The 25689-nt window shown below is 61.9% G+C and carries 21 protein-coding genes and 2 pseudogenes; 13 read left to right on the plus strand and 10 right to left on the minus strand.

Annotation, left to right across the window (positions count from 1 at the left end):
- The first annotated feature begins 107 nt into the window (after window positions 1-107).
- From ACZ5M5_RS28155 to ACZ5M5_RS28195, 9 genes and pseudogenes are all read left to right on the plus strand, one after another.
- Window positions 108-2041: pseudogene (locus ACZ5M5_RS28155) on the plus strand (putative nucleotidyltransferase substrate binding domain-containing protein).
- Window positions 2038-2745, plus strand: coding sequence for a 3'-5' exonuclease (locus ACZ5M5_RS28160; protein WP_060740317.1), 708 nt, complete (start codon window positions 2038-2040; stop codon window positions 2743-2745). Before ACZ5M5_RS28155 ends, ACZ5M5_RS28160 begins: the two are co-directional and overlap by 4 nt.
- Window positions 2746-2989: 244 nt before the next feature.
- Complete coding sequence (locus ACZ5M5_RS28165; RefSeq protein WP_060740316.1) at window positions 2990-3508, plus strand: RNA polymerase sigma factor; 519 nt, start codon at window positions 2990-2992, stop codon at window positions 3506-3508.
- Window positions 3505-4476, plus strand: a complete 972-nt coding sequence (locus tag ACZ5M5_RS28170; RefSeq protein WP_464738269.1) for a FecR domain-containing protein — start codon at window positions 3505-3507, stop codon at window positions 4474-4476. Before ACZ5M5_RS28165 ends, ACZ5M5_RS28170 begins: the two co-directional genes overlap by 4 nt.
- Before the next feature lie 231 nt (window positions 4477-4707).
- Window positions 4708-7146: a TonB-dependent siderophore receptor gene (locus tag ACZ5M5_RS28175; RefSeq protein ID WP_464738270.1), complete on the plus strand. Its 2439-nt coding sequence runs from the start codon at window positions 4708-4710 to the stop codon at window positions 7144-7146.
- A gap of 217 nt (window positions 7147-7363) precedes the next feature.
- Window positions 7364-8494 (plus strand): PepSY-associated TM helix domain-containing protein, encoded by a 1131-nt coding sequence (locus ACZ5M5_RS28180; RefSeq protein ID WP_060740313.1) that lies wholly within the window; start codon window positions 7364-7366, stop codon window positions 8492-8494.
- Window positions 8491-8670: a hypothetical protein gene (locus ACZ5M5_RS28185; protein ID WP_060740312.1), complete on the plus strand. Its 180-nt coding sequence runs from the start codon at window positions 8491-8493 to the stop codon at window positions 8668-8670. The genes ACZ5M5_RS28180 and ACZ5M5_RS28185 overlap by 4 nt, the downstream gene beginning before the upstream one ends.
- 206 nt (window positions 8671-8876) lie before the next feature.
- Complete coding sequence (locus ACZ5M5_RS28190) at window positions 8877-10175, plus strand: MFS transporter (protein WP_060740311.1); 1299 nt, start codon at window positions 8877-8879, stop codon at window positions 10173-10175.
- 101 nt (window positions 10176-10276) lie between these two features.
- Window positions 10277-10906: a glutathione S-transferase gene (locus tag ACZ5M5_RS28195; protein WP_464738271.1), complete on the plus strand. Its 630-nt coding sequence runs from the start codon at window positions 10277-10279 to the stop codon at window positions 10904-10906.
- Between the two features lie 197 nt (window positions 10907-11103).
- Here the strand turns inward: ACZ5M5_RS28195 and creD are convergent, their stop codons facing one another.
- From creD to rloA2, 4 genes are all read right to left on the minus strand, one after another.
- Window positions 11104-12477 carry a cell envelope integrity protein CreD gene (gene creD, locus ACZ5M5_RS28200; RefSeq protein ID WP_207284137.1) on the minus strand — a complete coding sequence of 458 codons (1374 nt, stop codon included), beginning with the start codon at window positions 12475-12477 and terminating at the stop codon, window positions 11104-11106.
- Between the two features lie 220 nt (window positions 12478-12697).
- Window positions 12698-14116 (minus strand): two-component system sensor histidine kinase CreC, encoded by a 1419-nt coding sequence (gene creC, locus ACZ5M5_RS28205; RefSeq protein ID WP_464738272.1) that lies wholly within the window; start codon window positions 14114-14116, stop codon window positions 12698-12700.
- The gene (gene creB, locus ACZ5M5_RS28210; protein ID WP_464738273.1) at window positions 14116-14796 is read right to left on the minus strand and encodes a two-component system response regulator CreB; all 681 of its coding nucleotides are present in this window, start codon (window positions 14794-14796) and stop codon (window positions 14116-14118) included. The genes creC and creB overlap by 1 nt, the downstream gene beginning before the upstream one ends.
- Before the next feature lie 70 nt (window positions 14797-14866).
- On the minus strand, window positions 14867-15373 hold the full coding sequence (gene rloA2, locus ACZ5M5_RS28215) for a retropepsin-like aspartic peptidase RloA2 (protein ID WP_053188779.1): 507 nt from the start codon (window positions 15371-15373) through the stop codon (window positions 14867-14869).
- Between the two features lie 328 nt (window positions 15374-15701).
- On the opposite strand from rloA2, the gene ACZ5M5_RS28220 reads away from it, so the two are divergent.
- On the plus strand, window positions 15702-16589 hold the full coding sequence (locus ACZ5M5_RS28220; RefSeq protein ID WP_103310884.1) for an acyltransferase: 888 nt from the start codon (window positions 15702-15704) through the stop codon (window positions 16587-16589).
- Here the strand turns inward: ACZ5M5_RS28220 and ACZ5M5_RS28225 are convergent.
- Window positions 16590-17158, minus strand: a pseudogene (locus ACZ5M5_RS28225) (DUF2780 domain-containing protein).
- Window positions 17159-17461: 303 nt separating this feature from the next.
- On the opposite strand from ACZ5M5_RS28225, the gene ACZ5M5_RS28230 reads away from it, so the two are divergent.
- The 3 genes from ACZ5M5_RS28230 (at window position 17462) to ACZ5M5_RS28240 (ending at window position 19089) form a co-directional block, all read left to right on the plus strand.
- Entirely contained in the window at window positions 17462-17884 is a 423-nt protein-coding gene (locus ACZ5M5_RS28230) for a hypothetical protein (protein ID WP_060740304.1), read from the plus strand.
- A 106-nt stretch (window positions 17885-17990) separates the two neighbouring features.
- On the plus strand, window positions 17991-18623 hold the full coding sequence (locus ACZ5M5_RS28235) for a hypothetical protein (protein ID WP_464738274.1): 633 nt from the start codon (window positions 17991-17993) through the stop codon (window positions 18621-18623).
- A gap of 253 nt (window positions 18624-18876) precedes the next feature.
- Window positions 18877-19089, plus strand: coding sequence for a cold-shock protein (locus tag ACZ5M5_RS28240; protein ID WP_060743119.1), 213 nt, complete (start codon window positions 18877-18879; stop codon window positions 19087-19089).
- A 68-nt stretch (window positions 19090-19157) separates the two neighbouring features.
- On the opposite strand, the gene fdhA is transcribed toward ACZ5M5_RS28240, so the two are convergent.
- From fdhA to ACZ5M5_RS28265, 5 genes are all read right to left on the minus strand, one after another.
- Window positions 19158-20357: a formaldehyde dehydrogenase, glutathione-independent gene (gene fdhA, locus ACZ5M5_RS28245; RefSeq protein WP_464738275.1), complete on the minus strand. Its 1200-nt coding sequence runs from the start codon at window positions 20355-20357 to the stop codon at window positions 19158-19160.
- Window positions 20358-20524: 167 nt separating this feature from the next.
- Entirely contained in the window at window positions 20525-21382 is an 858-nt protein-coding gene (gene purU, locus ACZ5M5_RS28250; RefSeq protein ID WP_060740301.1) for a formyltetrahydrofolate deformylase, read from the minus strand.
- Between the two features lie 158 nt (window positions 21383-21540).
- Window positions 21541-22173, minus strand: coding sequence for a sarcosine oxidase subunit gamma (locus tag ACZ5M5_RS28255; RefSeq protein WP_060740300.1), 633 nt, complete (start codon window positions 22171-22173; stop codon window positions 21541-21543).
- A 159-nt stretch (window positions 22174-22332) separates the two neighbouring features.
- Window positions 22333-25350: a sarcosine oxidase subunit alpha gene (locus tag ACZ5M5_RS28260; RefSeq protein WP_060740299.1), complete on the minus strand. Its 3018-nt coding sequence runs from the start codon at window positions 25348-25350 to the stop codon at window positions 22333-22335.
- Window positions 25347-25676 (minus strand): sarcosine oxidase subunit delta, encoded by a 330-nt coding sequence (locus tag ACZ5M5_RS28265; RefSeq protein ID WP_060740298.1) that lies wholly within the window; start codon window positions 25674-25676, stop codon window positions 25347-25349. The genes ACZ5M5_RS28260 and ACZ5M5_RS28265 overlap by 4 nt, the downstream gene beginning before the upstream one ends.
- Window positions 25677-25689 lie beyond the last annotated feature (13 nt).

Consider the following 25689-nt stretch of genomic DNA (forward strand, 5'->3'; position numbering starts at 1 on the left):
CCTTAGGCCGCGACCTAGACTTACGTCCAATGGGCACCCCGCGCTGAGGGGCCGACCATGGAGAACAGATCCGACCACAACAATTCGAATAAGACTGCGTAATGGTTATGAAAAAAGCGGACGCCTTCATCCAGGCAGGGAAAACCGCGGTGTTGCAAAACATCCAGGGGACGCTGCAGTTTCTCCAGCGCTTTCCGCCGTTCAACCAAATGGAAAACGCCCACCTGGCCTATCTGGTGGAGCAATGCCTGCTGCGTTTCTACGCCCCGGGCGACACCATCATCAAACCGGCCGACGGCCCGGTGGAGCACTTTTACATCGTCAAGCAGGGCCGGGTGGTGGGCGAACGCCCGCATTCGGCCAAGGGTGGCACCGAGACCACCTTCGAGATCACCACCGGCGAATGTTTCCCCCTGGCCGCGCTGCTGGGCGAGCGGGCCACGCGCACCGAGCACCGGGCCGGCGAAGACACGTTCTGCCTGCAACTGAACAAACTGGCCTTCATCAAGCTCTTCGCCCTGTCCGCCCCGTTTCGCGATTTCGCCCTGCGCGGGGTCAGCAGCCTGCTCGACCAGGTCAACCAACAGGTCCAGCAGAAATCCGCGCAAACCCTGGGCACCCAGTACTCCCTCAATACGCGGCTGGGTGAACTGGCGATGCGTCATCCAGTGAGCTGCAGCCCGGACACGCCGCTGCGCGAAGCCGTGAAACTGATGCACGAGCAGCAGGTCGGCAGCATCGTGGTGGTCAATGAGCAAAAGGCGCCGGTGGGAATTTTCACTTTGCGCGACCTGCGGCAGGTGGTGGCCGATGGTTCCGGGGACTTTTCCCAGGCCATCGCAGGCCACATGACCCAGGCCCCTTCTTCCTTTCGCCGGACCACAGCGCCTTCGACGCGGCCATCGCCATGACCGAGCGCCACATCGCCCACGTCTGCCTGGTCAAGGACCAGCGCCTGTGTGGCGTGGTCTCGGAGCGCGATCTGTTTTCCTTGCAGCGCGTCGACCTGGTGCACCTGGCCCGGACCATCCGCAACGCCCCCAGGGTGGAAAACCTCGTGGCCCTGCGCGGCGAGATCGGCCAACTGGTGGAGCGCATGCTGGCCCACGGTGCGTCGTCGACCCAGATCACCCACATCATCACCCTGCTCAACGACCACACGGTGTGCCGCGTCATCGAGCTGACCCTGGCCGACAAAGGCGACCCGGGTGTGCCGTTAAGTTGGCTGTGTTTCGGCAGTGAAGGCCGGCGCGAGCAAACCCTGCACACCGACCAGGACAACGGCATATTGTTCGAAGCCCGGGACGCCGCCCATGCCGCGCAGATCCGCGGCCTGCTGCTGCCCATCGCCCAACAGATCAACCAGAGCCTGGCCCTGTGCGGCTTCACCTTGTGCAAGGGCAACATCATGGCCGGCAACCCCGAGCTGTGCCTGTCCCGCGCCGAATGGGCCCGGCGCTTCGCGTCATTCATTCGCGAAGCGACGCCGGAAAACCTGCTGGGCTCGAGCATCTATTTCGACTTGCGGGTGGTCTGGGGCGATGAGCAAGGTTGCGAGCAGTTGCGCCAGCAGATCCTTGGTCAAGTGGCCGACAATCGCCTGTTCCAGCGCATGATGGCCGAGAATGCGCTGCGTCATCGCCCACCGGTGGGACGCTTCAGGGACTTCGTGCTGAGCCGCAAGAATGGCGAAAAGGCGACCCTGGACTTGAAAGTGCAGGGCCTGACGCCCTTCGTCGACGGCGCCCGCCTGCTGGCCCTGGCCAACGGCATCGAAGCCAACAATACCCTGGAACGCCTGCGGCAACTGGTCGTCAAGGAAGTGATCGAACCGCTCGATGGCGCGGCCTATGAAGAGGCCTATCACTTCATCCAGCAGACTCGCATGCAACAACACCAACTGCAAACCCGCGAGAACCTACCCTATTCCAACCGCGTCGACCCCGACAGCCTCAACCATCTGGACCGACGCATCCTGCGCGAATCCCTGCGCCAGGCCCAACGCCTGCAAAGCAGCCTGACGCTGAGGTATCAGTTGTGAACCTGTTTTCCTGGCTGCGCCCGGCCCAGCCGACATTGCCCGACGCGCTGCAGCAGCGCCTGGAGCGCCTGCCCGCGCCTTCGCCACTGGGCGAAGGCGACCTGCGGGCGCAACGCTGGGTCGTCCTGGACCTGGAAACCACCGGGTTGAACCTGAACAAGGACCAAGTGCTGTCCATCGGCGCGGTGGTCATCGAAGACGGTGCCATCGACTTCAGCCAGCAATTCGAACGTACCTTGCAGTGCAATCAGCAAAAGCTCGGGCCCAGTGTGTTGATCCATGGCCTGGCGCCCAGTGCCATCGCCGCCGGCAGCGACCCGGCCGAGGCGCTGCTGGCGTTCATGGCGTTCGTGGGCGACAGCCCGCTGCTGGCCTTTCACGCGCCGTTCGATTCCCACATGCTCGGGCGCGCCTTGAAAGACCATCTGGGCTATCGCCTGCAGCATCCGTTCCTCGACGTGGCGGACCTGGCCCCGATGCTTTGTCCACAAGCCAACCTGCGCAAGTCCGGCCTGGACGAGTGGATCGACTGGTTCAAGCTGCAAGTCTTCGACCGCCACAACGCCAGCGCCGACGCCCTGGCCACGGCGGAACTGGCGCTGATCCTGTTCAGCCGCGCCCGCCAGCAACAGATCCACAGCCCGCTTGACCTGCAACAGCGCCTGGGCCAGTGGAAACGGCGGCAGCAGGCGCCTTCGCTTTAAATCCTCTGCTCCGAGGGTGGTTCCCTGTGGGAGCAAGGCTTGCCCGCGATGGCATCGCTTGGGATTGAGAGACTGACCGAGTCGCCTGCATCGCGGGCAAGCCTTGCTCCCACAGACTCATGCAGACCCACAAACTCACGCCGGCCCCACAGATCGGGTCCCGACCAGCGCCAATTGCTTTCCCGCCCCCGCCTCTGCCACAATCGCGAACAATTCTCGTTACTTAAAACATCGGTGATGCTCCGTGTCGTCAGTTCCTAGCCCCCACAGTGATTTGGTTGGTGCGTTGTACCGTGACCATCGCGCTTGGCTATTGGCATGGCTGCGACGCAACGTGGCGTGTGCGCACCGGGCGGAAGACCTGAGCCAGGACACTTTTGTGCGCTTGCTGGGACGCGAGGACCTGAAGACGCCCCGCGAGCCCCGGGCATTTCTGGTGGCCATCGCCAAGGGCCTGTTGTTCGATTATTTCCGTCGAGCGGCATTGGAGCAGGCTTACCTCACCGAACTGATGCTGATCCCCGAGGCCGAGCAGCCCTCGGTGGAAGAACAGCAAATCATCCTGGAAGACCTCAAGGCCATCGATCGCCTGCTCGGCAAACTGTCGAGCAAGGCCCGTGCAGCCTTCCTCTATAACCGCCTCGACGGCCTCGGCCACGCCGAAATCGCCGAGCGCCTGGGGGTTTCGGTGCCGCGGGTACGGCAGTACCTGGCCCAGGGCATCCGACAGTGCTACATCGCCCTGTACGGTGAACCGACATGAGCCAGGCCCATGCCAAACCGGTCTCGGCCAGCGTGCTGGATGCCGCCATTGCCTGGCAGTTGTCTTTGGACACGAGCAACGCCCAGGAGCATGAAGCGTTCGCCCGCTGGCATGCCGCCGATGAAGAACACGCCCGGGCCTGGCGGCAATTGGGCATGCTCGACCAGCGCTTCAGCGTGGCCAACGGGCCGGCGCGGGCGGCGTTGCTGCAATCGCGGGTGAGCATTCGTCGACGGATACGCAAGATCGGCAGCGGCCTGGCCAGCGTTGTCGCGGTCATCGGCCTGGCGTTGTTTGCCAGTGAACGTCTGCCGCTGGATTACTGGCTGGCCGATCAGCGCACCGCGACAGGCGAGCAACGCACCCTGCGCCTGAGCGACGGCACGCTGATCAACCTCAACACCCACAGTGCGCTGGACGTGCGTTTCGATGACAAGCAGCGCCGTATCGTCCTGCAGGAAGGCGAAATCCTGGTGGAAACCGGCCACGACGACCCGCGCCCGTTCATCGTCGAGACCCGCGAAGGCCGCCTGCGCGCGTTGGGCACACGATTCCTGGTCAAGCGTGAAGACGAAGGCACGCGCCTGAGCGTGTTGAAATCCGCCGTGGCGGCGCATCCCCAGGCCACGGACAGCGAACAGATCCTGCGCGAAGGCCAACAAGTGCTGATGCGTCGCGACGGCCTCGGGCCGACCGTTGCCCTGAGCCCCGGCGCCGATGCCTGGACCCGCGGCATGTTGGTGGTGGATAACGCGCGTCTTGAAGATCTGGTCCACGAGTTGGGACGCTATCGTCGCGGCTACCTGGGCGTCGAGCCACAAGTGGCCGATTTGCGCATCACCGGCAGTTTCCCGCTGCACGACACCGACCTGGCGCTGACCGCCCTGCTGCCGACCTTGCCGGTGCAGGTCGAGCATCACACGCGGTGGTGGGTGGTGGTGGGGCCACGGGCTGAAGCCAAGCCCTGAATGGCTTTGTGTCAGGGATGGCCTCATCGCGAGCAAGCTCGCTCCCACATTGACCGGGTCGCCCACGAATCATCCTGTGGGAGCGAGCTTGCTCGCGATGAGGCCATTCGCTTCACCACAAAGCCACCAGCTGCAAAACGAATCTAAATTATTTTCATCCAGCCCTATCACTTTTCGACTTTCATCCGGCACCCAGGCAATTGAGAAATATTTCCATTCAGGAGCCGCCGTATGTCCCGCCCGCTAGACACCCTGTTGCGCCCCAGCCTGTTGGCCGTTGCCATTGCCTTCGCCGTCCCGTTGACCAGCGCCCCGCTGCTGGCCGCCGAACAAGCCACAAGCGTGCGCACCTACAACCTGCCCGCCGCGCCCCTGGCCAGCACCCTGAACCAGATCGCCAGCCAGGCCGGCCTCGCACTGAGCCTGAATCCGTCCCTGGCCTCGGGCAAGACCTCGGCCCCGGTCCAGGGCCAGTTCGACGCCACCGGCGCATTGCGCGAGGCCTTGCGCGGCACCGGCCTGCAACTGGAACAAAGCAGCGCTGGCACCTACAGCCTGGTGGCCTTACCTGAAGGCGTCATGGCCTTGCCGGAAACCAGCGTGATCGGCGCCGGTCTCAGCGAAACCGCGTGGGGCCCGACCGAGAGCTACGTCGCCACCCGCACCGCCGCTGGCACCAAGACCGACACGCCGATCGTCGAACTGCCGCGCTCCGTCTCCGTGGTCACCCGCCAACAGATGGAGGACCGTTCTGTCCTCAACCTCAATGACGCCCTGCGCTACACCGCCGGCGTGCAAAGCAGCGGCTACGGCTCGGATTCGCGCAACGACTGGCTGCTGGTGCGCGGCTTCGTACCGACCCAATTCCTTGATGGCCTGCCGCTGCCCAAGGGCAACTACATCACGCCGAAAATCGAGCCCTGGAACCTTGAGCGCATCGCCGTGCTGCGTGGCCCGGCCTCCTCGGTCTACGGCCAGACGCCACCTGGCGGCATGCTGGACATGGTCAGCCGTCGCCCACAGGCCGAAAGCAGCCATGAGGTCGAGCTGCAGGCCGGCAGCTACGAACATAAGCAGATCAACTTCGACAGCACCGGCAAAGTCGATGACGAAGGCCAGTTCCTCTATCGGGTCAGCGGCACCGTGCGCGACAGCAACTCCCAGGTCGACCACATCCCGGACAAGCGCTACAACCTCGCGCCGAGCCTGACCTGGAACATCAACGACGACACGCGCCTGACCTTCCTGTCCCAGTACACCCGCGACGACACCGGCATCACCGGGCAATTCCTGCCGCTGCAAGGCACCAAGCTGTCCTCGCCAGCAGGCAAGATTTCCCACCACAAGAACCTCGGCGATCCGGATTGGGAATTCTACGACCGTACCTACTACGCCCTCGGCTATGCGTTCGAACACCGTCTGAACGACACCTGGCAGTTCCGCCAGAACCTGCGCTACACCAAAAGCGACCTGGAAACCCAGGGCATCTCCGCTGGCGGGCAGTTCTGGCCGGCGGGGCCTGAGGAAGCAGTCAGCGCCGATGGCACCATCAAGCGCAGCGCCAGTGTCGTTGACGAAGACATCAGCCAGTTCGCCGTGGACAACAATTTCCAGGCCGACTTCCAGACCGGCGCCCTCAATCACACCCTGTTGCTGGGCCTGGATCACCAGCGCTCCAACAGCAATTCGCGTTGGTTGTGGGGCTCGACCGGCGTGCCGACCAGCAACATCCACAACCCGACTTACGGACAGGATTTCTCCAACGTCCAGTATTTCACCATGTATGACTACAACCAGAAGACCAACCAGACCGGCCTGTATGTCCAGGACCAAATCGCCCTGAACAACTGGCGCCTGACCCTCGGCGGCCGTGAAGACTGGATTCACACCGGCACCGAATTCCACAACCAGAACAACGTCACCAACACCCAGCGCGACAAGAAATTCAGCGGCAACGCGGCGTTGAGCTACGTCTTCGATAACGGTGTGACGCCCTACATTTCCTTCGCCCAGTCGTTCCAGGCAGCGGCCGGTTCAACCGTCAACAGCACCGAAGCGTTCAAGCCAACAGAAGGCGAGCAGTACGAAGCCGGTATCAAGTATCAACCGCCGGGCACCAAGACCTTGCTGACCGCCGCGGTGTTCGACCTGACCCAGAAAAACAACTCCGTGACCGAAAACAACGTCACCCGCCAAGTGGGTGAAGTCCAGGTGCGCGGCCTGGAACTGGAAGCCTCGGGCGATGTGACCGACAACCTGAAGCTCATCGGCTCCTACACCTACAACGACAGTGAAATCACCAAGGGCACCGCAGCGGAAAAAGGCAAGCGCATGGCCCAGGTGCCGCGCAACCAGGCCACCGCCTGGGCGGACTACACCTGGCACAACGGCCCGCTGGATGGCTTCGGTGTCGGTGCCGGTGTGCGCTATGTCGGCGACACCTACGGCAATACCACCAACACCGATTGGGGTCATGTCGGCTCCTATACCGTGTACGACGCATCGGCCCACTACGATCTCGGGCGTTTGAACAAGACCCTCAAAGGCGTCACGGTGGCGGTGGACGCGAAGAACATTTTCAACAAGGACTACCTGTCCACTTGCGATGGCTTCTACTGCTACTACGGCGACCAACGCAACGTCGTCGCCAGCGTGAATTACAAATGGTAAACGGTTAGCATTTGCAAAACCTTTTGAGGGCACCTGTACCCGAGACCTGCCAGTCAAATGAAATCCCTGTGGGAGCGAGCTTGCTCGCGAAGACGGCGTAACAGTCAACATTGATGTTGTCTGGCACCCCGCTTTCGCGAGCAAGCTCGCTTCCACAGGTTTCACGACTGGACCGAAGGGGTTCAGGCATCGAGGCCCTCTTGCATTCGGATCGCTCATGAAAAGCAAAACCATCCGCCGCTGGTCCTTCGTCCACACCTGGACCAGCCTGATCTGCACGGTGTTCCTGCTGATGCTGGCAATTACCGGGCTGCCGCTGATTTTCCATCATGAAATCGAGCATCTGCTGGGCGACGCTCCCGAGTTCCGGGAGATGCCTGCCGACACGCCACACCTGGACCTCCAGCAGTTAGTGGAAAAGGCCAAGGCCCATCGTCCGGGTGAAGTGGTCCAGTATTTTGGCTGGGACGAAGACGAGCCCAACGGCATCTTCACCATCATGGCGCCGACACCGGACACCGAGCCCAATTCCTCCCATACCTTCATGCTCGATGCACGCACTGGCGAGGCCCTGGAAATGCCCTCGGCCAACGGCGGTTTCATGATGGTCATGCTGCGCCTGCACGTGGATATGTTCGCGGGTTTGCCGGGCAAGTTGCTGCTGGCGTTCATGGGGCTGTTGTTCGTGATCGCCATCGTTTCCGGGGTGGTCCTGTACCTGCCCTTCATGCGCCGGTTGAAATTCGCCACGGTGCGCCAGGACAAATCCACGCGCCTGCGCTGGCTCGACCTGCACAACCTGATCGGCGTGGTGACGCTGGTCTGGGCGCTCACCGTGGGCGTCACTGGCGTGATTGCCGCGTGCGCCGACCTGATCATCGCCGCCTGGCGCAACGACAGCCTCAGCGCCATGGTCGAACCCTATCGCAACGCCCCGCCGCTGACGCAATTGGCCCCGGCCACCCGCTTGCTCGACATCGCCAAGGAGGTCGCGCCGGGCATGGAGCCTAGCTTCATCGCCTTCCCCGGCACGTTGTTTTCCAGCCAACACCACTACGGCGTGTTCATGAAAGGCAGCACCCACCTGACCTCGCACTTGCTGACGCCGGTATTGATCGATGCCAGCACCCTGGCGGTCACCGCGGTGGCCGAGCGGCCGTGGTACATGGACGTCATGAGCCTGTCTCTACCGTTGCACTTCGGCGACTACGGTGGCCGGCCGATGCAGATCTTCTGGGCCACCCTCGACGTGCTCACCATCATCGTCCTCGGCAGCGGCGTCTACCTGTGGCTGGTACGGCGCAAAGCGGCCAAGCGTGCAACGGTCGGTACGGAGGTCGCCTCGTGAGGCCACGGCAGTCGAGTTTCTGGAAAGTGTTCGGCATGCCCGTGCTGATCGCCATTCTCTGCGCCGCCGGGCTGTTCAGTGCCTTGCTGGGGGACGGCCTGTGGGACGCCGTCAGTTGGCTGGGGTTGGGTATACCCTCCGTGTTGGCGGTGTGGGGACTGATCCCCCGCCGCTGAGTCATCCGGGCGTGCACTTGCCAGAGTGGGCGCCCCTTCTCTCTTCGTTATACGACAACCGCGAGCGCGCCGGCTGTTTCAGACCGCCCAGCCTTTGACATATTTGTTGACAAATTAATTCTTGACCCTCTATAAGTGCGCTAGTTGTACGACAACCTACAACGAAACACGCCACGCCAAATCCAAAAATAATCGATGGTGAAGTGATGAAAATCAAAGGCATCCGCTGGTGGATGGTCGGCCTGGTCACGGCCGGCCTGATGGTCAACTACCTGGCTCGCAATACCCTCTCGGTGGCCGCTCCCACCCTGATGAGCGAAATGAATATCTCCACCGAGCAGTATTCCCACATCGTCGTGGCCTGGCAGGTCTGCTACGCGTTGATGCAACCGGTGGCCGGCTACATCATCGATGCCATCGGCACCAAGATGGGCTTCGCCATTTTCGCGTTCGCCTGGTCCATCGCCTGTGCCGCGGCGGCCATGGCGTCGGGCTGGCAGGGCCTGGCGTTTTTCCGCGGTTTGCTTGGCCTGACGGAAGCCGCCGGGCTGCCGGCTGCGGTAAAGACCTCTACCGAATGGTTCCCGGCCAAGGAACGCTCGGTGGCCATCGGCTGGTTCAACATCGGTTCCTCGATCGGCGCCGTGCTGGCTCCGCCGCTAGTGGTCTGGGCGATCCTGAACAGTGGTTGGGAGCTGGCGTTCCTGATCGTTGGCGGCCTGGGCGTGGCCTGGACGTTCCTCTGGCTGATCTTTTACAAACATCCACGCGACCAGAAGCTCCTGGGCGACACCGAGCGTGATTACATCCTCAGCGGCCAGGAAGCTCACTTTCAAGACCCGACGCCGAAGAAAGGCAGCTGGAAACGCATCATCGCCAGCCGCAACTTCTACGCCATTGCCAGTGCCCGGATCCTCTCAGAGCCGGCCTGGCAGACGTTCAACGCCTGGATCCCGCTGTACCTGATGACCGAGCGGCACATGAACATCAAGGAGATCGCGATGTTCGCCTGGCTGCCGTTCCTGGCCGCCGACCTCGGTTGCGTGCTGGGCGGCTACCTGAGCCCGTTCTTCCATAAATACTGCAAGGTGTCGTTGTTCACTTCGCGCAAGATGGTCCTGCTGTTCGGCGCCTCCTGCATGATCGGCCCAGCCTGCATCGGCCTGGTCGCCAGCCCGTACACAGCGATCGCCCTGCTGTGCATCGGCGGCTTTGCCCACCAGACTCTGTCCGGCGCGCTGTACGCCATCACGTCCGATTCGTTCGGCAAGAATGAAGTCGCCACCGCCACCGGCATGGGCGGGATGTTCGGTTACCTGGGCGCCGCCGCCTTCACGCTGCTGTTCGGCGTCATGGTGACCCAGATCGGCTACAGCCCACTGTTTGTGCTGCTGGCCATTTTCGATGTCATCGCCGCGTTCATCGTCTGGACTGTCGCCCGGGAACTCAAGCAGCAACCGACGACGTCGACGCCAGAACCGCAGGCCCTTCAACCGGCCACCTGATGCATGGCGCGACCGCCCTTCTTCGCCTCGGTCGCGCCTGCCTTGAACACGGATGAACGCGCTATGCTGCGCGACAAGTCCCATTGAATCGAGACGTTGCCATGTCCACCCCCAGCATGACGCTGTTCCACAACCCCGCTTCGCCCTTCGTTCGCAAGGTCCTGGTGCTGCTGCACGAAACCGGTCAGCAGGACCGCGTGGCGTTGCAGCTCAGCCAGCTCACGCCGGTCAAGCCGGATCGGGCGCTGATCGAGGACAACCCATTGAGCAAGATCCCGGCCCTGCGCCTGGCCAACGGGAGCGTGATTCATGACAGCCGGGTCATTCTCGACTACCTCGATCACCAGCATGTCGGCAACCCGCTGATCCCCCGGGACGGCGCGGCTCGCTGGCGGCGTTTGACCCTGGCCTCCCTGGCCGATGGAGTCATGGATGCGGCGGTGATGATCCGCTACGAAACCGCGCTACGTCCTGTGGAAAAACACTGGGACGAATGGCTCGAGGCGCAACGGGACAAAATTCGCCGCGCCCTGGGCCTGCTCGAAGCCGAGGCGATCGCCGAACTGGCCAGCCATTTCGACGTGGCCTCCATCAGCGTGGCCTGCGCCCTGGGCTACCTGGACCTGCGCCATCCCGACCTGGAATGGCGCAAGGCCAACCCGCAATTGGCGGCGTGGTTTGCCGAGGTGAGCTTGCGGCCTTCAATGATTGAGACAGTGCCAAAAATCTAGCTCTGCACTGGCTGCACCGGCCCCATCGCGAGCAAGCTCGCTCTCACATTTGATTCGGTTGCCTGGGTAAACGAGGTCTCCTGTGGGAGCGAGCTTGCTCGCGATAGGGCCAACGCGGTCCAGCGGAAACAACCCGGCAATCAGCGCCACCAACATCGCCCCCTCCCGCTGATCCTCACGCAACCCCAACGACCGGCTCATTTCACTTCTCCCAGATCGAAGGCCATTGCAGCGGCCGGCTTCGACCCCACCCCGTACCAATCCAGCTTGCGGGTCAGCACCATGAACACGCCCAGCAGGCCGAATAGCAACAGCGACCCCATCAGCAACGCATAGTCCTCCGCGCTCAACAGGCCGTAGAGCAAACCGTACAAACCCGCCAGCCCTGCCGAAAAACCCAGGCCGTGGCTCACGCTGCGCAACACGTGGCAGACATAAAACCCGATCAGCACGACACAGGCACTGGCCGACACCAGGTACGCCAGGGTGAAGCCGATGTGCTCCGACAGCGACAACAGCAGCAGGTAGAAGAACGCCAGCGCCACGCCCACCAAGGCGTACTGGACCGGGTGGACGGCCAGGCTCTTGAGCACTTCGAAGAGAAAGAAGCCGGCGAACGTCAGGGCAATGAACAGCAACGCATATTTGATCGCCCGGTCGCTCTTGAGGTACTGGTCCACCGGGTCGATGAAGCTCACACCGAAGGCCCGGCTGCGGAACGCTTCACAGCCATCGCTCGGCTCGCAGGCTTGCAATGTTTCCAGCAGGTTGGTGGAGAAAAACGACGTCTGCCAGTCGGCACTGAAACCCTGCTCATTGATCTCGCGATTGCTGGGCAGATAGTTGCCAATGAAGCTCGGGTGCGGCCAGTCCGCCGACAAGTGCACTTTGGTGGATTTGCCCACCGGCAGAATCTGGAACTCGCCAGTGCCTTGCAGGCGCAGGTCAAAACCGAAGGTCAGCTCGGGGCCGCCCTGGGCGGTGATCATCGGCAGCGGCACATGCACACCCTGCCCCAGCCAGCCAAGCCGCGAACCGGGCAGGAAGTCGACGGTCTGCTGGTTCAGCGTCAGGGTCAGCGCGTTCTCGATGCCACGAATATCGCTGATGCCAACGCTCAAATACGGTTCGTCGAAGCGGTAGTCGGCAAAGTCCTTGGCGGCGACACCGTAGCGCTCTGGCACCTTGAAGCGGCCATCGATCCGGTTATCGGCGTGGAACATCCGCGCTTCGTAGATGCCCCGGGCACGGGTCTCGGTGCGGACCTGGCCGTCGAGCTCGAATTGCTCCGGCAAGAAATACAACTCGCCCGTGCGCTCGACGGTTTCCAGGAAACGCACGCCGGTCTTCTCATTGGTGTTCCAGACCTTCACGCTCTTGCGAAACGGCACCACGATCATCGGCCCGATCAATTGCTGGCTGTAGCTGGAGCTGCGGGCGATATCCTGCAGCACACCGTCGCGCAACTCCTGGCGCTCATCGATGAGGCCGTTGATCATCAACAGCGGAATCATCAGCAAGAGAATCAAGAGGGCAATCATGCCCAGTTTTATGGCGAGGCTGCGGTTCATGTGGGGCTCTCCCTGTTCGAATGAGGGAGAGTCTGGGCTGGCTGTGTGAGGGGTTTATGGGCGCAATATGGAGATTGTGTGGAGAACCAGGAACCTCTGTGGGAGCGAGCTTGCTCGCGATGGCGGTGGGTCAGCGCCAGTTATGCCGGCTGGTACCCCGCTATCGCGAGCAAGCTCGCTCCCACAAGGATGAGTGTTCCGTCAGATAGCGGATGCGGTTTCAGGGCAGCCGCAAAACCACCTCCACCCCGCCCTCGACATTGCCAATACTGAACTGCCCCCCATGCAACTGCACCACCTCCTCCACGAAGTTGAGCCCCAGGCCGGTGCTCTTGCGGCCACTGTCCGGGCGCGGCAGGGAGTAGAAGCGTTCGCTCAGGCGAGGCAGCGCGTAGTCGGGGATCGGCGCGGCCTGGTTGAACAGGCGGATCTCGACGCGGTTCCCACGGCGCTCGGCGCTGACTCGTAGCAGGCCGTTGACGGGGGTGAAGTCCAGGGCGTTTTCCAGCAAATTGCCCAAGGCCTGGCGCAACAGGAACGGCTCTCCCGTCAATGTCAGGTCGGCAGCGATGTGCTGTTCAACCGTCAACTGGCGACTTTCGAGCCAGCCGCCGCGCGCTTCCAGCAACTCGTCCATCAACGCCGCCAGCGGCACCGAGACCTCTTCCTCCAGCCCCTGACGCTGCTCGATCTGGGCCAGGTTGAGCAAGCGTTCGATCAACTGCTGCATGCGCGCACTTTCGTTGTCGATGTTACTGACGAAGCGCTGGTGCTGGGCGGCGGGCATGTCGCTTTGCAGCAGCTCGGCGGCGCCGCGAATCGCCGCCAGCGGGCTCTTGAGTTCGTGGGTGAGTGTGTGCACGTAACGCTCGACGTACGCCTTGCCTTCGAGTTGGGTGCGCATGTGTTCCACGGCACCCGCCAATTGCTCGAACTCGCCGCCACGATAATGCGGCACTTCCACCCGACGCCCCTGGCTGACCGCCTGGGCATAGATCGTCAATCGCCGCAGTGCCGCGCTGAGCCACCACGACAGCAAGCCGCCCAGCAACAAGCCCAGGGCGACCAAGCCGGCGCCGTAGGCCAACAGGCGCCGCTCCGTGCGGTCGACATAAGGCTGCAAGGAACTGTTGGGCTTGGCGACGGTGACAACGCCGATGATCCGGCCGTTGTCGCGGATCGGCGCGCCGACGTGCATCACCGAAGACGCCGGATCGTCCGGATCGCTGCGGCTCGAGCGGGCGCCGTAGTGGCCGCGCAGGGTCAGGTAGACGTCGTTCCAGCGCGAGTAATCCTGCCCTACCGCCACGCCACTGGAGTCGAGCACCACGATGCCGTTGGCATCCGTAACGTAGATGCGATGGCTGACCTGATTCTTCGGCAAGCCCCAGATCGTCGCCGCCGGCTGGCGCTCGCCGTAGGCCTTGAGCAACTGCGGCCAGCGATTCTGGTTGAGGGTGCCGGCCTTGAAATCGTCCCGCAGGATCTCGGCCATCAGGTTGGCGGTGTCCACCAGGGTTTCTTCGGTGGACTGGCGCACGCCGGGGCGGATTTCCTCCATGACCGTGTTGAGCACGAAATAGCCGGTCAGGGCGATAAACAGCACATACACCAGGAAAATCCGGATCCCCAGCGACATCAGCTGTGCCCTGGGCTGTAGCTGTAGCCCAGGCCTCGATGTGTCTGGATCGGTTCGGCCTCGGCCCGAACCAGGCGCAACTTGGCGCGCACGCTCTTGATGTGGCTGTCGATGCTACGCTCGTAGCCGGCATCGCTGGCAACCCCCAAGGCATCGAGCAATTGCTCGCGGCTGAAGACCCGCTCGGGTTGCTCCAGCAGACAATTGAGCAGGCGGAATTCGTGGCGGGTGAGGTTCAGCGGTTTGCCGCGATAGTTGATCTGCACACGGTCGGCATCGACCTGAAACAATCCCATGCCCGGCTCTACCGCTGGCCGCGGCGCCACGCGCTTGAGGATCGCCCGGACCCTGGCCGCCACCTCGCGGGGGCTGAAGGGTTTGACCACGTAATCGTCGGCACCGATTTCCAAGCCTACGATCCGGTCGATCTCCCCATCCCGGGCTGTCAGAAAAATGACCGGAACCTCGCTGAAACGTCTGAGATTTTTACAAGTCTCGAATCCGCTGATGTCCGGCAAGCCCACATCGAGAATGATCAGGTCCGCCGGGGTGCTTTTCTGGTACTCGAGGGCGGCGGCGCCAAGGCTCAACCAAGTGGTGTCAAACCCCTCCCCTTGCAGGGCAAACACCAGCGTATCGGCGATGGCGGCTTCGTCTTCGACAATCAGGATATGAGGCATGGCTTGCGAGCCCGGCAGTAAAAGTTGCCGGAACGGTGCCGCAAGGCTTGGGGTGAGTCAATCAGGGAAATCAGCAGTCCGGCTTATCCGCCGTAAACCGCCGCGCCGGGTTCACCGCCGCGCCGAACTCACGCAACGCCTTGGCACCAATCAACAGTGGGTAATTGAAACTGCTGCGGTCAGTCAGGTTGACCTCGACCGTGCGCTTGACGTTACCCAGGCACAACTCCAGATCGACCACCGGGCGCTTGGTGGGGGCGATCTTTTCGTCGTCGTCCTCATCCTCTTCGGAACGGGTCTTGATCTTGCTGATGCGGGCGATCTTGTGTTCGTAGACCTTGTTGCTCGCATCCTTGGTCGCCAGGCGGAACCGCACCCAATCATCGCCGTCACGGGTAAAGGTCTCGATGTCCTTGGCCGACAGCGAGGCGGTCAGGGCGCCGGTGTCCATCTTGGCCTTGAGCACTTCACCGCCGATTTCCGGCAGCGCGATGTATTCGTAGCGCCCGTACAGGGTCGGCTCGGCGGCCAGCACTGGAAGGGCCACCAGGGAAAGCAGGGCGAGAAGGGATTTCATGGGATAGGGCTTCCTGTATGGGTGGGCTTTTAGACAGTGGCAAAGGGATTCGTTCTGCGTACTTCAAGATCGATAGCCGAGAACAACCAGCCCGGCGCGGCCCCTGTGGCGAGGGGATTTATCCCCGTTCGAGTGCGAAGCGCTCGCCATGGTGCTGAATCGCTGTACAGAATCCGGGCCGCCGCGCAGCCCGACGGGGATAAATCCCCTCGCCACAGAAGCAAACCCAGCATACCGATCAAAAGGTGAAACATTCGTCCACACCGATTTGGCCTACCGCCCGAAGCTTGCTTATCATGGCCCGCCCACCCGTTTGCAAGAGTCATCTATGCGCCGCCTGCTCACCGGCTGTTTCGTCACCCTGCTGCTGTTGCTCAACACCCTGGTGCTGTTCGGGCCGCTGATGGTGTTCGCACTGCTCAAACTGGTCCTGCCCGGGCGCTTTCGCGACTACGCCTCGTGGGCGGTGATGTGGATCGCCGAGACCTGGGCCGAGATCGACAAACTGATCTTTGCCCTGTGCATCCCTACCCGCTGGGACATTCGCGGCGGTGCGGACCTGCGCAGCGATACCTCTTACCTGGTGATCAGCAATCACCAGTCCTGGGTAGACATCCCCGCCCTCGTCCAGACCCTCAACCGGCGCACGCCGTTCTTCAAGTTCTTCCTCAAGAAAGAACTGATCTGGGTACCGTTCCTGGGCCTGGCCTGGTGGGCCTTGGACTACCCTTTCATGAAACGCTACACCAAGGCGTTCCTGGCGAAGAACCCGGAGCTGGCCGGCAAGGACCTGGAAATCACCAAGGCCGCCTGCGAGCTGTTCAAGCGGCAACCGGTCACCGTGGTCAACTACCTCGAAGGCACCCGCTTCACCACCACCAAAAGCCAACAACAGCAATCGCCCTTCACCCACCTGCTCAAGCCCAAGGCCGGTGGCGTGGCGTTCGTGCTGGCGGCCATGGGTGAACAACTGGATGCGGTACTGGACGTGACCGTGGTCTATCCGCAAGAGAAGATTCCCGGGTTCTGGGACTTGATCAGCGGCGCGGTGCCCAGGGTCATCATCGACATCCAGACCCGCGAACTGGACCCCGCCTTGTGGCAGGGCGACTACGAAAACGACCCGGTGTTTCGCCAGCATGTGCAGGATTGGGTCAACCAGCTCTGGACTGAAAAGGACCAGCGTATTGCAGCTTTGCGCAACAAGGGTGGCTGATCAGACACCTGTGCCCCAAATACCACCCAGGTTCTGCAGCAGCGAACCGGCCACACCCTGCTGGCCGAGGTACTGCAGAATGATCGGGGCAAACTGGCCGATCATGCCGCTGTCCATGCCCAGCGCACTGAAGGCATTGTTCAGGTCGCCGGTGTCCTTGACGTTACCCAGCAGGTCGTCGAGCAAGGCATTTTTGTCCGACCCGCCACCGAGCAAACCGCCCAAGCCATTGAGCCCCCAATGGCGCTGTTGCCGGCGATCTGATCCAGGCCCGGCACACTTTTGCTCAACTCGGAGAACTGCGGCTCGCTGAGCCGATTCTTCGCCAGCCCCAGCATCGCACCGGCGCCGCCGATGGCCTGTTCCGGCGTGATCTTGAGTTCCGACCCCAGGGTGTTGAGCAGGCCGGCAGCTTTCGGCGCGGCGGCTACGACGCCCTCTTCCTCACCTGAGTTGCCCTGCATCGCCGACACCACATTGGCCGCATCGCTGAGGCTGAACTGCGCGAAGGCCGGGCTGGCGGCCAGTATCAGCAGCCAAGACAGTGCAAAACCTCGTGAAACCTTCATCCGGTACATCCTCTTGAGCATGAAAAAGCCGCCCATAACGAGCGGCTTAAAACGTGCGTTGGACTGGCACGGACGGAGATTGTTCCTAAACGTATTACGAGAATGGCCGATAGCCATTACAGAAAATTCTTCAGGGCCAGTAGGAAGCGTCTGATTTAACGAAAACTGCGCTTTTTTATATAGCAAAAAGTTACCAAACATCCCTATACAGTTCTAAATTGACATAAATAACTGCCAACATTGACAGTAGCCCGCCCCGACCAAAGCCGTGAAATTGTCGAACTGAGCCCTGGAGCCTGGCACATGAAAAAAATACTGGCTGGAGGCGCGGTCTTGCTTTTGCTGATCATCGGCCCCGTCCATGCCAGTGAAATAACGTGCCCCGCCGTCACTGACATTCACCGGAACATTGAATCTCTGGAAGATGTTTACTTCGTCGATATCCGGGAAGACCACGAATGGAAGAGCGAAAGCCTGGTGGACGTGGTCGACCCGACCTCGTTGCAATTCGAAGGTGCCGAGTACGTCATCCATGAGGACGATGGGGACGAGCAGACAGCCCCCCGTGCGACCATCACGTGCAGGTACGGGGCGATCAATCTGAAGTTGGATGATCAACAAATCCTGGAACCGGCCTTTTCAAAGTGGATGAGCAATCGCTGCGAAAGCGCGGAGACCCGAATGTGCAGGTTGATGAACGGCGACTACTTCAACTTGATTTATTGATCGGTCATGGTAACCGCGTCACTGTTCCAGCACCGCCCGCCCAAAGCCCCCTGCCCTCACCTGCACCATTACCGTACAGTGCGGCTTCCTCCTGCAGAGTTTGCCCATGAACGTAAAAATCGGCGGCGCCACCCTCGCGGTCATCCTGACCGGCATGCTCATCGCCCTGGGCGTCAGCGAATGCCAGCGCGGCCCGCTGACCCCGGAACTTGCCGATGGCACCAGCGAAGAACAAAAGACCTGGCTGACCATCGAACACCGCATCAAACGCTCCGACCCGACCCTGACCGAGGTGAGCCGCGATCAACAGGCGCTGACCGTGCTCTACCGTCCAGGCCCTTGCGCGGATGACTGCGAGCCCTGGGTCCCGCACATGCTGCGTGTCGTCGGCCACGGCCTGGCGGCACTCAATGGCGCACCAGGGGGCAAGCAATACACACAGGTGACGGTCAAGGCGCGACTGCTGGCTGATGATGACGTGGAATTGGTCTACGACATGCAGGGTTTCGACGCCATCAAGACGCAACAGGATGGCTACATCACCTTTGCCAGCATGCCTCGCAACCTGAATTTCAGCGGTGCTGCATTGGCCCAGGCGCAAGACTATTGCCAAGGCCCTAGCGCCCGGGGTTCTACCCTGAATTCTGCGACCGGGTCGGGGCCGCAACTGCACATCAATAACCCGTGGCGAGGGAGCTTGCTCCCGCTCGAGTGCGAAGCGCTCGCCGCTGGTATCTGAAAAGCAAGGGGCTGCTACGCAGCCCAACGGGGATAAATCCCCTCGCCACAATGGAAAGCGCAAGCCATGGCATGACCGCCTCATGACAGGCCTCTGAATATCACCTGCAATCGGTTATTTCCTCTCGGTATTGCCTACTGTCAACTCTGACAGTAGGCAACGATTTGCCCCGTCCCTAAGCTCCCGTTGTGTCAACGGAAACAAGGTCATGGGCAACCACGCCTTTATTCATTCGGCAAGCAGGACAATAAAAATGAACGACCGAATCAAAGGAACCGTTAAATGGTTTAACGATGCAAAAGGCTATGGCTTCATTACCTGCGGCAACGGCGGCGAGGAATTGTTCGTTCATTACTCGGCGATAGCCGGCGAGGGTTATAAAACGTTGAAACAGAAGCAGACCGTTTCATTTGAAATCGAGAAGGGAACTAAAGGCATGCAGGCCACAAGAGTAACGCCGGAATAAGCAATCCGGGACAGGCCGAATAAAAAGGGCGACATCACTGTCGCCCTTTTTCCGTCCTGCCTACTGCTTTACGCCGCACTGAACAACTTGTGCGGATCAATCACAAACTTCTTCGGCACGCCCGCATCGAACTCGCCATAACCCTTCGGCGCATCATCCAGGCTGATGACCTGCACACCCACGATTTCGGCGATGTTGATACGGTCCCACATGATCGCTTGCATCAGCGCGCGGTTGTACTTCATGACCGGGGTCTGGCCGGTATGGAAGCTGTGGGATTTCGCCCAGCCCAGGCCGAAGCGGATGCTCAGGCTGCCCATTTTTGCCGCCGCATCGACTGCGCCCGGATCTTCGGTGACGTAGAGACCGGGGATACCGATCTTGCCAGCGACGCGGACCACACCCATCAACGAGTTGAGCACGGTGGCCGGGGCTTCGTGCTTGACGCCGTCATGGCCATGGCCGCGGGCTTCGAAGCCTACCGCGTCGACAGCACAGTCGACTTCAGGCTCGCCCAGCAGCGCAGCGATCTGTTCGTGCAACGGTGTATCGGTGGACAGGTCGGCAATTTCGAAACCCTGGGCCTTGGCGTGAGCCAGGCGGATCGGGTTGACGTCGCCGATGATCACCACCGCCGCGCCCAACAGGCGAGCGGAAGCGGCAGCCGCCAGGCCAACCGGGCCGGCACCCGCGATGTAGACGGTGCTGCCAGGGCCAACACCCGCAGTGACGGCGCCGTGGTAGCCGGTCGGCAGAATGTCGGACAGGCAGGTCAGGTCACGGATCTTCTCCATGGCCTTGTCGCGGTCCGGCAGTTTCAGCAGGTTGAAGTCGGCGTAAGGCACCAGCACGTATTCGGCTTGGCCGCCGGTCCAGTCGCCCATGTCCACATAACCGTAGGCACCGCCGGCACGGGCCGGGTTGACGGTCAGGCAGACGCCCGTGTGTTGCTCCTTGCAGGAACGGCAGCGCCCGCAAGCCACGTTGAACGGCACCGACACCAGGTCACCGATTTTCAGGTTCTCGACGTCGCTGCCCTTTTCGATCACTTCACCGGTGATCTCGTGACCCAGGACCAGGCCGGTCTGGGCAGTGGTACGACCGCGGACCATGTGTTGGTCGGAGCCGCAGATGTTGGTGGAGACCACGCGCAGGATGACACCGTGCTCAATCTTCCTGCCGCGCGGGTCCTGCATTTTTGGATAGTCGATTTTCTGTACTTCGACCTTGCCGTTGCCGAGATACACGACACCACGATTACCAGACATGCTTTCACCTCGCTGTTGTTTTTGTGGAACTGCGTTGCCCAGGCAGGCAGCGCGTTGATTGCTCGGGTTAGTGCTTGTGTCTTGTTTCTTTGTTGTCTTAAAGGCCTCATCGCGAGCAAGCTCGCTCCCACAATTTTGACCGCGTACCCCTTGTTCGCGATGTCGGCCTAAAGAACGACAGTACGATTGGCGTTCAGGAACACCCTTCTTTCAATGTGATACCCCACCGCCCGGGCCAAGGTGAGCCCTTCGATGTCCCGGCCCTTGGCGATCAGGTCTTCGGGATAGTGGCTGTGGTCCACCACTTCCACGCCCTGGGCGATGATCGGGCCTTCGTCCAGGTCGTTGTTGATGTAGTGCGCCGTGGCGCCCACCAGCTTCACGCCTTTGTTATAGGCCTGGTGATACGGCTTGGCCCCCTTGAAGCCCGGCAGCAGCGAGTGATGGATGTTGATCGCCTTGCCGTCGAGCTTGCGGCACAACTCCGGCGACAGCACTTGCATGTAACGGGCAAGGATCACCAGTTCGGCACCGGTGTCTTCGATCACCTGCCACACCTGTCGCTCCTGGGCCGGCTTGTCGTTCGGGTCCAAGGGGAAATGGTAGTAGGGAATCTGGTGCCAGTCGGCCAGCGGCTTGAGGTCGGGGTGGTTGGACACCACGGCCACCACGTCCATGGACAACTGGCCGATGCGCTGGCGGTAAAGCAAATCGTTGAGGCAGTGATCGGCCTTGGAGACCATGATCACCACTTTAGGGCGGTAGTTGGGCGGTGTCAGTTCGAAGACCATGCCGAAGGCTTGCGCACGCTCGGCCAGGCCGGCGCGAAAGGCCTGCTCGTCAAAACCGTCGGGCTGGCGAAACTCCACGCGAATGAAGAAACGCGCCGAGAGCCGGTCGTCGAAGGAGTGGTGCTCGGTGACATAGCAGCCCTGCTCGAACAGAAAGCGGGTCACCGCGTCCACGGTGCCGAGCACGCTGGGGCAGTCGGCAGTCAAGATCCATGTATCCGGGGCGCGGCTCATTGCGGTGACTCCTGTTCAAATTAACTGGGCGACAAAGAACCCTGTGGCGAGGGAGCTTGCTCCCGCTCGACTGCGCAGCAGTCGCCTGATACTGGGGGCTGCTTCGCAACCCAGCGGGAGCAAGCTCCCTCGCCACAAAAGCATTCCAAGGCCATCAATCAGGCCTGCACGCTCAACCCATACTCAGCCGCGGCATCCTGCAACCACAGCCACCAGTAATCGGAGAAGCTGCGGCGAATCACCAGCTCCCAGGTGTCTTCGCCCGTGTGGCGGATCACCAGTTGCGACTTGGCGAACACCGTACCCACGGCCTTGCCCACCGGGAAGTTGCTTGGGTGTACATCGTAGCTGGTGGATTTCATCAGCACGTCGCGCACGTTCGGGCCGGACAGCTCGAGCAGCTGCTGACCGCCGCTGACGTTGACGATCTGGATGTGCAGGTCGCCCAGGGCTTCACGCAGTTTCTGCTCGGCGGCGAACTCTTCGCCAGTGGGCACCACCAGCAGCCATTCATCCGGGCCGAGCCATTGCAGGCTGGTTTCACCCTTGACGATGACGGCCAGGGCGCCTGGCAATTCCAGGCCCAGGGCCTTGTGCACGCCCGCGGCGAACGCCGGGTCATGGCCATCGCCACGGAGGGTCAGGTGGCCCAGGAGTTTTTTCTCGCGCACGGTCACACCGGCGTTCTTGCGACCCTTGCCCACCAGGCTGGCGAGGTCGGCATGGTGCAGCGACGACTCGGCCTTGGCCCCGGTGGTTGGGCGTTGTTGGTACACGTTGACTGCGGTCATATGGAGCACCTGTCTGAATGCTTGCTCGACCTGCCGGTGCGTGGCGCTGTGGGAGCAAGGCTTGCCCGCGATGAACGATAACTCGGTCTGATGGCTACCGTGTCGCCTGCATCGCGAGCAAGCTTTGCTCCCACACGCCCCCACCGCAGGGCTTGAATGTTAGATATTCTGCCGATCCCCCTTCGGATCGAAGAACACCGAAGAAACGATCTCTGCCTCGATCACGCTGCCATCAGCCAATGGCGCGAACACTCGCTCGCCCATCCGCTTGAGGCCGCCCTTGACCACACCCATGGCAAATGAATAACCCAGGGAGTTGTGGGCGTAGCTGGAGGTCACGTGACCCACCATGGTCATCGGGATCGCCTGCTTGGTGTTGAACACCAGTTGCGCACCTTCCGGCAGCCAGACATTCGGGTCGATCGGCTTGAGACCCACCAGTTGCTTGCGGTCTTCACGCACGCAATCTTCGCGATTCATGCCACGCCAGCCGATCCACGAGAACGGTTTGGTCCGGCCTACACACCAGCCCATGTTCAGGTCGTCCGGCGTCATCGAGCTATCAGTGTCCTGGCCGACGATGATGAAGCCCTTCTCGGCCCGCAGTACGTGCATGGTCTCGGTGCCATACGGGGTCAGGTTGTATTTCTTCCCGGCCTCGACGATCTGCTCGAGCACGCCCATGGCGTAGTCGGCCTGTACGTTGATTTCGTACGACAGTTCACCGGTGAACGAGATCCGGAACACCCGTGCCGGCACGCCACCCACCAGGCCTTCCTTCCAGGTCATGAACGGGAACGCGTCCTTGTCCAGGTCGATGTCGGTGACTTCGCTCAGCAGCTTGCGGCTGTTGGGGCCCGACAGGGTCATCGTCGCCCAGTGGTCGGTGACCGAGGTGAAGTACACCTTCAGGTCCGGCCATTCGGTCTGGTGATAGATCTCCAGCCATTGCAGCACGCGCGCCGCGCCGCCCGTGGTGGTGGTCATCAGGAAGTGGTTGTCCGCCAGACAGGCCGTTACGCCGTCGTCGAAGACCATGCCGTCTTCCTTGCACATCAGGCCGTAGCGGGCCTTGCCCACGTCGAGCTTGGTCCAGGCGTTGGTGTAGACGCGGTTGAGGAACTCGCGGGCATCCGGGCCCTGGATGTCGATCTTGCCCAGGGTCGAGGCATCGAGCAGGCCGACGCTGTCACGCACCGCCTTGCATTCGCGCTTGACCGCGGCGTGCATGTCTTCGCCGTTCTTCGGGAAGTACCAAGGGCGTTTCCATTGGCCGACGTCTTCGAACTCAGCGCCATTCTTGACATGCCAGGCATGCAGCGCGGTGAAGCGCACCGGCTCGAAGATGTGCCCACAGTGCCGGCCAGCCACCGCGCCGAAAGTCACCGGCGTGTAGTTCGGACGGAACATGGTGGTGCCCATCTGCGGGATGCTCACGTTCAGCGAACGGGCCGCGATGGCCAGGCCGTTGACGTTGCCCAGTTTGCCCTGGTCGGTACCGAAGCCCAGTGCGGTGTAGCGCTTGACGTGTTCCACCGACTCGAAGCCTTCGCGGGTGGCGAGTTCGATGGCGGCGGCAGTGACGTCGTTCTGCAGGTCGACGAATTGCTTCGGCGCCCGCGCGGTGGATTTTTCGTGAGGCACCTGGAACAGCGCCAGGGTCGGCTCTTCATGACGGCTCAGGGCTTTGGGCAACACGCCCTCTACCGCTTTGAAGCCGGCTTCGCTGGCCGCGCGCACGCCGCCTTCGAAACCGTCGGCCAAGCTGTCGCCGAGGCTGTAGACACCGTTCACACCGCCGACGCAAACACGTTTTTGCGGTGCTTCGCCCGGTACGAAACCGAGGATGTCTTCACGCCAGATCGGCTTGCCGCCCAGGTGCGAAGCCAGGTGGACCACCGGGCTGTAGCCGCCGGAGCTGGCCACCAGGTCGCAGTCCAGCCATTCGCCAGGGCTGGTGACTTTATGGGCGCGGACGTCGATCGCGGCAACACGTGCCCCGGTGACGCGCTTGCTGCCACGGGCTTCGACCACGGCGCTGCCGGTGAGGATACGGATGCCCTTGGCGCGGGCTTCTTCCACCAGCGCGCCACGTGGGTTGCTGCGCGCATCGGCCACGGCCACCACTTGCAGACCGGCGTCGAACCAGTCCAGGGCGACGCGATAGGCGTGGTCGTTGTTGGTGCTCAGCACCAGTTTCTTGCCCGGTGCCACGCCGTAGCGACGCACGTAGGTCGACACCGCACCGGCCAGCATGTTGCCCGGCACGTCGTTGTTGCCGTAGACCAGCGGGCGCTCGCAGGCGCCGGTCGCCAGCACCACGCGCTTGGCGCGAACGCGGTTGATGCGCTGGCGAACCTGGCCGATCGGTGCGCGGTCACCGAGGTGGTCGGTGAGGCGCTCGTGGATGGTCAGGAAGTTATGGTCGTGGTAACCGTTCACCGTGGCACGAGGCAGCAGCACCACGTCGGGCATCGACTTGAGTTCAGCGACAACAGAGGCTACCCATTCGGTCGCTGGCTTGCCGTCCAGGCTCTCGCGGGAGTCGAGCAGGCTGCCGCCGAACTCTTCCTGCTCATCGGCCAGGATGACGCGCGCACCGCTGCGGGCCGCGGCCAGTGCGGCGGCCAAACCAGCAGGGCCAGCACCGACGATCAACACGTCGCAGTGACGGTTCATGTAGTCGTAGGTGTCCGGATCGTTCTCGGTCGGCGAGCGGCCCAGGCCGGCGGCCTTGCGGATGTACTTCTCGTAGGTCATCCAGAACGATTGCGGGTACATGAAGGTTTTGTAGTAGAAACCCGGCGGCATCAGCTTGCCGCCGACCTTGCCGAGAATCCCCATCATGTCGTTGTTCACGTTCGGCCAGCCGTTGGTGCTGGTGGCGACCAAACCTTGGTACAGCGCCTGTTGCGTGGCGCGCACGTTAGGGATCTGCGTGGCTTCGGTGGCACCGATCTGCAGCACCGCGTTCGGCTCTTCGGCACCGGCGGCGAAGATGCCGCGCGGGCGGGAATACTTGAAGCTGCGCCCGATGATGTCGACACCGTTGGCCAGCAGCGCAGCGGCCAGGGAATCGCCCTCGAAACCTTTGTAGGTCTGACCGTTGAAGGTGAAGCTCAGCACTTTGTTGCGGTCGATCCGTCCGCCGTTGGACAGGCGATTGATCTGGCTCATACCTTCTCTCCCAGAGCCTGTGCAGCCGCTTTCGGACTGTCAGCCTTGTCGGTGAACTGCGGCTTTTGGCCGATCTTGTAGGTTTCGAGAATCTCGTAGGTCACGGTGTCACGGGTCACGTTGAAGTACTGGCGGCAACCGGCGACGTGGTCCCACAGTTCATGGTGCAACCCGCGCGGGTTGTCACGGAAGAACATGTAGTCGCCCCACTCCTCGTCGGTGCAGGTGTTCGGATCCAGCGGACGCGGGATATGCGCCTGGCCGGATGCGTGGAATTCCTCTTCGGAGCGCAGTTCGCCGCAGTGAGGACAGAAGATGTGCAACATAGGGATTTCTCCT

Source organism: Pseudomonas sp. Van50 (genome assembly GCF_055390755.1).

Coding starts and splice junctions, on each gene's coding strand:
- ACZ5M5_RS28220 (WP_103310884.1), top strand. CDS start 15,702: ATGCGCCGCCTGCTCACCGGCTGTTTCGTCACCCTGCTGCTGTTGCTC.
- ACZ5M5_RS28265 (WP_060740298.1), bottom strand. CDS start 25,676: ATGTTGCACATCTTCTGTCCTCACTGCGGCGAACTGCGCTCCGAAGAG.
- creD (WP_207284137.1), bottom strand. CDS start 12,477: ATGAACCGCAGCCTCGCCATAAAACTGGGCATGATTGCCCTCTTGATT.
- creB (WP_464738273.1), bottom strand. CDS start 14,796: ATGCCTCATATCCTGATTGTCGAAGACGAAGCCGCCATCGCCGATACG.
- ACZ5M5_RS28170 (WP_464738269.1), top strand. CDS start 3,505: ATGAGCCAGGCCCATGCCAAACCGGTCTCGGCCAGCGTGCTGGATGCC.
- ACZ5M5_RS28230 (WP_060740304.1), top strand. CDS start 17,462: ATGAAAAAAATACTGGCTGGAGGCGCGGTCTTGCTTTTGCTGATCATC.
- rloA2 (WP_053188779.1), bottom strand. CDS start 15,373: ATGAAATCCCTTCTCGCCCTGCTTTCCCTGGTGGCCCTTCCAGTGCTG.
- ACZ5M5_RS28180 (WP_060740313.1), top strand. CDS start 7,364: ATGAAAAGCAAAACCATCCGCCGCTGGTCCTTCGTCCACACCTGGACC.
- ACZ5M5_RS28260 (WP_060740299.1), bottom strand. CDS start 25,350: ATGAGCCAGATCAATCGCCTGTCCAACGGCGGACGGATCGACCGCAAC.
- ACZ5M5_RS28195 (WP_464738271.1), top strand. CDS start 10,277: ATGTCCACCCCCAGCATGACGCTGTTCCACAACCCCGCTTCGCCCTTC.
- ACZ5M5_RS28175 (WP_464738270.1), top strand. CDS start 4,708: ATGTCCCGCCCGCTAGACACCCTGTTGCGCCCCAGCCTGTTGGCCGTT.
- ACZ5M5_RS28235 (WP_464738274.1), top strand. CDS start 17,991: ATGAACGTAAAAATCGGCGGCGCCACCCTCGCGGTCATCCTGACCGGC.
- ACZ5M5_RS28190 (WP_060740311.1), top strand. CDS start 8,877: ATGAAAATCAAAGGCATCCGCTGGTGGATGGTCGGCCTGGTCACGGCC.
- fdhA (WP_464738275.1), bottom strand. CDS start 20,357: ATGTCTGGTAATCGTGGTGTCGTGTATCTCGGCAACGGCAAGGTCGAA.
- ACZ5M5_RS28240 (WP_060743119.1), top strand. CDS start 18,877: ATGAACGACCGAATCAAAGGAACCGTTAAATGGTTTAACGATGCAAAA.
- ACZ5M5_RS28255 (WP_060740300.1), bottom strand. CDS start 22,173: ATGACCGCAGTCAACGTGTACCAACAACGCCCAACCACCGGGGCCAAG.
- purU (WP_060740301.1), bottom strand. CDS start 21,382: ATGAGCCGCGCCCCGGATACATGGATCTTGACTGCCGACTGCCCCAGC.
- creC (WP_464738272.1), bottom strand. CDS start 14,116: ATGTCGCTGGGGATCCGGATTTTCCTGGTGTATGTGCTGTTTATCGCC.